Genomic DNA, 6,196 nt, shown 5'->3' with positions numbered 1-6,196 from the left:
TAATCGCAGTCATGGAAAACTTGGGTACCTTAGCCCCGAAACATTTGAAAATCTTTATTTTGAAAGTCGATTAAGGGTTGCTTAAAAACCACTCTTAATTTGTGTCCATTTTATTGACATAGATACAGAACCACTCTCATTATTGGATGGTGATAACGAGGAGCCATTTACAAAGGACACTTTTATAGCTGCACTTAGGGATCTTCACATCGGTGAATGGCTCAGACGATATTCAACTAAGCGCTTCGGATACACGGTGTGTGATGGTACACAGTGGGAGTTGGAATTTGAATATAGCAATGGCTATAAACCGGCAAGATTTGATGGCGATAACTCATACCCGTATAACTTCGATAAGTTGCAGATGTTATTTGGTATTGACGTTACTGAGGAGGACGACGAGGATGAGTAAATTCGATATTTTGACAAAATACATACCTATAATCCAGGCGGATGGCATCGGCGAATGGGTTGTTGATAGAGAAAACGATGGAACACCGGAACATCCGATACAGATGCCTTTTGTAGATTATTCAGAAATGGTACATAACTTTATCGATGATGTTTATGCCTTTGAAGAAAGCAATAAAGATATGGAGCTTACCCGTTATGGAGATATTCTCAAAGATAACGGACTTGAATGGGATTCAGAATCTATGGAAAATGCTGATGTTTCAAACTTGAAGGCACAGTGTGTTCTTGCACTGATTATGGGTGCAGTAAGAGCTGAGCGTTTTTGCGATGGTGCATTATTAGATTTCTTCAAGAGTGGCTGCATATTGAAGTGGCTTGAAAGATTAAACAGTATTGAGTAAAGGAGGTTTGACTTTGGATATTAACAAAATGAAAGCTCTACCGTATGATGAGCTGCGTGCTTTATATAAGAACTTCCTACGTAGCCAGAACATTTCGACAGCAACAATCAATACTGCATATGTGGACACCTTCTACCTTTGGAGGAAAGGAAGCAAAGATTTATTCTGGAATGCGGTGAACGCTACTGATTTTGAGACTGAAGCAAAGAGTGCATTGATAAAAGCTCTTTCTGAGAACTCGACCGGTAATGTCAATTCACTTGTTAGTGGTTACTTGTCTCATCTAAGAAGGTTCCGCTTGTTTCTATCGTCGGATGAAACCATTGCTCCGGTTGAATATAAACAAAAAACCGCAGTAAAAGTAAAGCCAACACATATGAGCCGTGAAATAATAATTAACAAAATGTATGTTGGAGCATATTTGTCAGAGGGCGATAATATAGGTCATGAAATAATAAATCTCTATAAGGCAGATGATGGGAAAAACTATATTTATCTCAATTCACAAGGAACAATAGAATTATCTCATGGAGAAAATAGAATAACTGTTTTGTTGGTACGAAAATTTGCCTCGAAAACATATAAAATACTAGCCAAGGCAGAGGGTGTTACAATTCTTGGTTTTGCCGACAGCAAACTCCCACGAGAAGAGAGATATAAAGGACAAGTTGCATTAGGATTGACCTATGGCGGTATAAGTCTTGTAGATTTATTTAATGAAAACTCATATCACGGCAGTCTTCAAGAAGAAAAAAATGCTTATACTACCTTTGTTGCAGATAAGGTTATCAAACCCAAAAATCAGATATATATTACAGACGATGCATCTGTAAGTGGTGACAACACTTTTTTCATCCGTACTAATAAAGGATTTGGCAAACAAACATTAAGGGAATTCTACAACGAAAATGAAAAGCCGGATTCTTTCGCTGATTTGAATCAGATAATTGAGAACAGAGAGTTGTGGGAAGATGCTAATACGACACAAGCAATTTCTGAATTGCCGGAACTTCAAAAAGATCCGTATTTCAATTTTCTAAAAATCATCAGGCAGGAAGATAATGAACTCGCTTTTTCAAATATGTTTGCTTACTTTTTTGATATAAACAGAGAAGCTTTTTCTCGTTTTGCAAGAGAGGTTCTACATATAGAGGTACAAATAGATTTTACTATTGAGAGAGAAAAGAGAAACATTGACCTACTTATTTCTGACAGAAATAATGCCGTTATAATAGAAAATAAAATCAAATCGAGCATCAACGGTATTGATGACCGACATGATATCTACAGTGACCAAGTACAGTCACAGCTAAAAAAATACTATCAATTTGTTACATCTGATGATGAGTATCGCAATAAAACAGCGAGCTGCTTTATTTTTTCACCTAATTACAATCGCATTGACCTAAGTAAGTTTTCGTGCGGTGAAAAATATACTATTGTTTATTACAGAGAAATCTATAATTTCTTTGTTGAGAACAGAAGCCTGTATGATGGGGTGCTTTACTTTGATGATTTCATTAATGCAATGTATAAGCACACCAAGGACTACGATAATGATTTAGAGGAAGAAATGCAAAGAAGATTTCAAAATACTATTTGCAATGCGAAAAAGGGGTATGGGGGCCAACAATTATGAAGATACATTATTTCCAAAGATACCATGAGAAAGAAAATGTAGCTACAGCTAATACAATGCTGTTGTTATCTCGTTTATATCAATATTCTTCTGATAAATTCTTTCGGTTTTTGAAATCCGAGTTCTTTTCTGACGCCTTTGAACCAGAGATTGTTTTCAATCTTCAGGAAAAAAGTGTGGAGAGTATTCCGGATGCTACTATCACACAGGAGAGCTTTAAAATTGTTGTTGAGACTAAAATGTCTGATTGGTTCTATACAGATCAGCTGCTGCGCCATTTGAAGTCTTTCGGTGATGAAAAATATAAGGTGATGATTACTTTAGCACCGGAGTTGATGAATCCAGAAAAGAAGAAAGAATTCGAAGAGCATCTGAAGGAATACAACGCCACACAGACGTATCCGGTAATGCACGTTAATACTGTATTCGAACGGATTGTTGATGCAATACGTGATGTTATTGATGACAGAGATTATGAAATGCAGGAGGTTTTGGACGATTATCTAAATTACTGCTATAACGATAAGCTCATCATTGTTTCGGATTCATGGAAGCGCATGAGAGTGCAACTGGCAGGTACCACATTTAATTTTAATGTTAGTGAAAATCTTTACTATGACAATATTGAACGTGGCTTTAGCGCACACGATTATCTTGGGCTGTATAAAGAAAAAAGCGTAAGGGCCATTGGGAAAATTAAAGCAATTATTACAGCAGTCACTACGGAAGCCGGTATTGAGTATAAAGCTGAACTTGGAGAACTTACTGACGATAGGAAGCAACAAATATGCAAGGCAATAGAAGATGGAAAGAACTATGGATATGTGATGACCGGTGAAAGATATTTCTTTGTTGATAAATTTTACGAGACAGACTTTAAGAAGATAACACCTAGAGCGCCTATGGGTACGAGGGTGTTTGATTTGACACAAGTTCTGGAGACAGAGCAATTACCTGAAATACAGGAAATTGCTGAGTTACTTAAGGCTAAGACATGGAGTTAACTATTGGAGGGAACGGATATATATTTGGGTTCATTGGAAGAACGTCGAGCTAGAGGAAATGAAATTAAACTTGTAACTGCTGCTTTGTATGAAGCAAAAGTTAAGGACGAAGAAATCCTGCGAGTATTGATGAAAGTATGTGATGCAGATAGAGAGGAAGCAACTAATGCGTTTCGTAATGAAAAGTTCAAGTTGTATCCTTGTAGAGAATTGTATCATTACCTGGTTCTAGAAAAAGGCTTTGAAGAACATGACGCTGATGTGTTTATATACAATAAAGCTATACGCGCGTTGGCTGACAACAGGGAGCTAAGTAAATTATCACCGGCTAAAATGTTTGACACTATTAATAAGGCTAATAAATAGTGGAGGAAGAGAAAAAGTTTGAGGTGTTCACATGCTAAGTATAGAGGAATACATTGCTCGAAGGAAAAAAGAAGATAAACTCAATGAATTTGACATTGATGCACGTACTCAAAATATGAAAATCTGTGTTGATTATGTATTCGAGTATTTTAACAACTATCTGAATATTACTGAAGCTGAAGAAAAAACAGTTCTGCATACTGAAAAGCTAGAGAAGTATCGTAAGCAGCTTAGGGAGTATGAGCCTGAAGTTAGAGAATGGGTTGTCGGCATTTATAGTGAATATGGGAAGCAAATACATAAATACGTTGGAAATATTATAAAAGAGAATGAGTTTTTCTTTCTGTATAATGCTGATAGTGAATTTAGAAATGCTTCATATGATTGCTATTCACAGCTCATTAAAAGGTTACCGTTTCTTAAGGATCAGGCTGAGATGCTTTTTCTTTTTATAAAAGACTATCATAGGGTAGAAAGCGAGCAAAGGTTTAATTTCGGAATACCATCAATATCAGAGGAAATAACTGATTGGGTTGATAAAACCTGGGCAAAACATCAGGTTAATCTTCTTGCTTTTGCTTATGATTGGATAAATAGTTTTTATGATAATGAGGATATTTGGCCTTCAACTCATAGAAAGAAGAGTCAGTATACATGGAGAAAGTATGATTATGATTACCGGCAAAAAAGTAATCTTTTTAATCTGGACTCTCTGTATAGAAAAATGCCGAAAAAATCTTTTACAAAAGGAAGAAAGCAGGAATTCGAGATTTTATTTATGTACTATTGGATACATGACATGGAAGGTGATAATGATTATTGGCAGGAATATTTAGAGACAGTTTTGCCTGGTTTAAAAAGGACTTTATAATGAAAGATGGAGGTTAAGAATATGAAGATTGACAATGAATGTTGCTGTGGGTGCAATACACAAAAAATAGAACAAACTAAGGATAATTGTCCAGCATGCAGTAATGAAGGGGTTTCCGTTAGCAAGGTGACCGTAGAACACTTAGTTTCAGACAATTATTGCAATACCGTTGAGGGAGACCAATATAAGATTTGCATGAATGAAGATTGTAATGTTGTCTACTATAACGTGGATAATGGAATCAAATTTCTAAAAGATCAAGTTAGAGTTCCTATCTGGTTTAAAAAAGATGCAAATCCTAAGTATGCATGCTATTGTAGTAAAGTTACGGAGGAACAAGTAATTGAGGCTGTAATTAAACACGGTGCAAAAACAGTAAAAGAAGTGAATGCTATAACAGGGGCTATGAAAGATTCTAATTGTAAAGAAAACAACCCACTGGGGTTATGTTGCCATAAAATTATACAGGAAGCCATTGATAAGGGCTTAACCATGAAATGATTTGAGTTGATATGTTTCCGCGAACAGATAAACCGTTGATATATTTCCACATACCTCTAAAACGCTTAAAATCGGTTGACCTGTTCCCACGCACGTATGGTACTAAAATTTGACTTAAGACATTAGTTGGAGTGTCTCGGGCCACGTTGAGGTGGTTACTTTGCTTACAAGGAACGAAGAGACGAAGTAAGCAATCAGTACCACTTCGGAAAATTTTACTTACACCCAAAAAATTTAAATGATAAAATAGTATTAACAAGGCAAAACATTGAAAAGCGCAGTCCTGACAACATAGGCTCAATTGTCAGGACGCGCGTTTTTTTAAGCGAAATTGGGCATAAAATGTAAATGCAAATTAAAAACATAAATGAATGTTGAAAATAGACTTTTACAATGAGGATGATTGGAGGACACTATGAAAAAAGTATTTTTCTATGACACGCCAATTGGCAGGATTGGAATAGCTGAAGACGGCAAGTGTATAACGGATGTTTTTTTCGCCGCCGCCGACAGACCAAAGGATTCTCTATTAGAGGAAACAGAGCTGCTAAATGAGGCTGCAAAGCAGCTTGTTGACTATTTTGCGGGCAAACGTAAAGATTTTGAACTGCCGCTTAGCCCGGAAGGCACAGAATTTCAAAAGTTAGTCTGGGAAGCATTAAGAACAATCCCATATGGTGAAACCAGAACTTACAAGCAAATTGCAGAGCAGATTGGGAATCCAAAAGCGTGCAGAGCAGTGGGTATGGCAAACAACAAAAATCCGATTTCTATAATAGTTCCCTGTCACAGAGTGATAGGGTCAAACGGAAGGCTTGTAGGATATGGCGGCGGAATAGAATTGAAGAAAAAGTTACTAGAGTTAGAAAACAACTCCTTTGAAATGTCATAATTATAACGATTTGAGCCTGTTTAACAGGAGAGAATGTGGCGCTGGAATCAATATCCATCTCTAGAACTATTCAAAGAGTATTATTTTAATTTTTATAAAATTGTGAAA

Annotated in this window: 8 protein-coding genes; all 8 read left to right on the top strand. The window is 36.3% G+C overall.

The genetic code is table 11. From position 1 onward, the window contains the following. The first annotated feature begins 142 nt into the window (after positions 1 to 142). The 8 genes from GT589_RS04480 (at position 143) to GT589_RS04445 (ending at position 6,088) form a co-directional block, all read left to right on the top strand. The gene (locus tag GT589_RS04480; RefSeq protein ID WP_293396605.1) at positions 143 to 412 is read left to right on the top strand and encodes a hypothetical protein; all 270 of its coding nucleotides are present in this window, start codon (positions 143 to 145) and stop codon (positions 410 to 412) included. Continuing rightward, positions 405 to 815, top strand: coding sequence for a DUF6508 domain-containing protein (locus tag GT589_RS04475; protein WP_293396603.1), 411 nt, complete (start codon positions 405 to 407; stop codon positions 813 to 815). Before GT589_RS04480 ends, GT589_RS04475 begins: the two co-directional genes overlap by 8 nt. 13 nt (positions 816 to 828) lie before the next feature. Beyond that, positions 829 to 2,454: a PD-(D/E)XK nuclease family protein gene (locus GT589_RS04470; protein ID WP_293396601.1), complete on the top strand. Its 1,626-nt coding sequence runs from the start codon at positions 829 to 831 to the stop codon at positions 2,452 to 2,454. Beyond that, on the top strand, positions 2,451 to 3,458 hold the full coding sequence (locus GT589_RS04465; RefSeq protein ID WP_293396598.1) for a hypothetical protein: 1,008 nt from the start codon (positions 2,451 to 2,453) through the stop codon (positions 3,456 to 3,458). The genes GT589_RS04470 and GT589_RS04465 overlap by 4 nt, the downstream gene beginning before the upstream one ends. A 3-nt stretch (positions 3,459 to 3,461) precedes the next feature. Further along, a complete protein-coding gene (locus GT589_RS04460; RefSeq protein WP_293396596.1) occupies positions 3,462 to 3,824 on the top strand; it encodes a hypothetical protein in 363 nt (120 codons plus the stop codon). 31 nt (positions 3,825 to 3,855) lie between these two features. Continuing rightward, entirely contained in the window at positions 3,856 to 4,695 is an 840-nt protein-coding gene (locus tag GT589_RS04455) for a hypothetical protein (protein WP_293396594.1), read from the top strand. A gap of 21 nt (positions 4,696 to 4,716) precedes the next feature. Beyond that, a complete protein-coding gene (locus tag GT589_RS04450) occupies positions 4,717 to 5,196 on the top strand; it encodes a Csac_0668 family 2Fe-2S cluster-binding (seleno)protein (protein ID WP_293396592.1) in 480 nt (159 codons plus the stop codon). A gap of 415 nt (positions 5,197 to 5,611) precedes the next feature. Next, a complete protein-coding gene (locus GT589_RS04445; RefSeq protein ID WP_293396590.1) occupies positions 5,612 to 6,088 on the top strand; it encodes a methylated-DNA--[protein]-cysteine S-methyltransferase in 477 nt (158 codons plus the stop codon). The last annotated feature ends 108 nt before the right edge of the window (positions 6,089 to 6,196 follow it).

The sequence above is a fragment of the Peptoclostridium sp. genome, from assembly GCF_009881055.1.
GTDB lineage: Bacteria > Bacillota > Clostridia > Peptostreptococcales > Peptostreptococcaceae > Peptoclostridium_A.
This window is presented reverse-complemented; position numbering and strand designations above follow the sequence as displayed.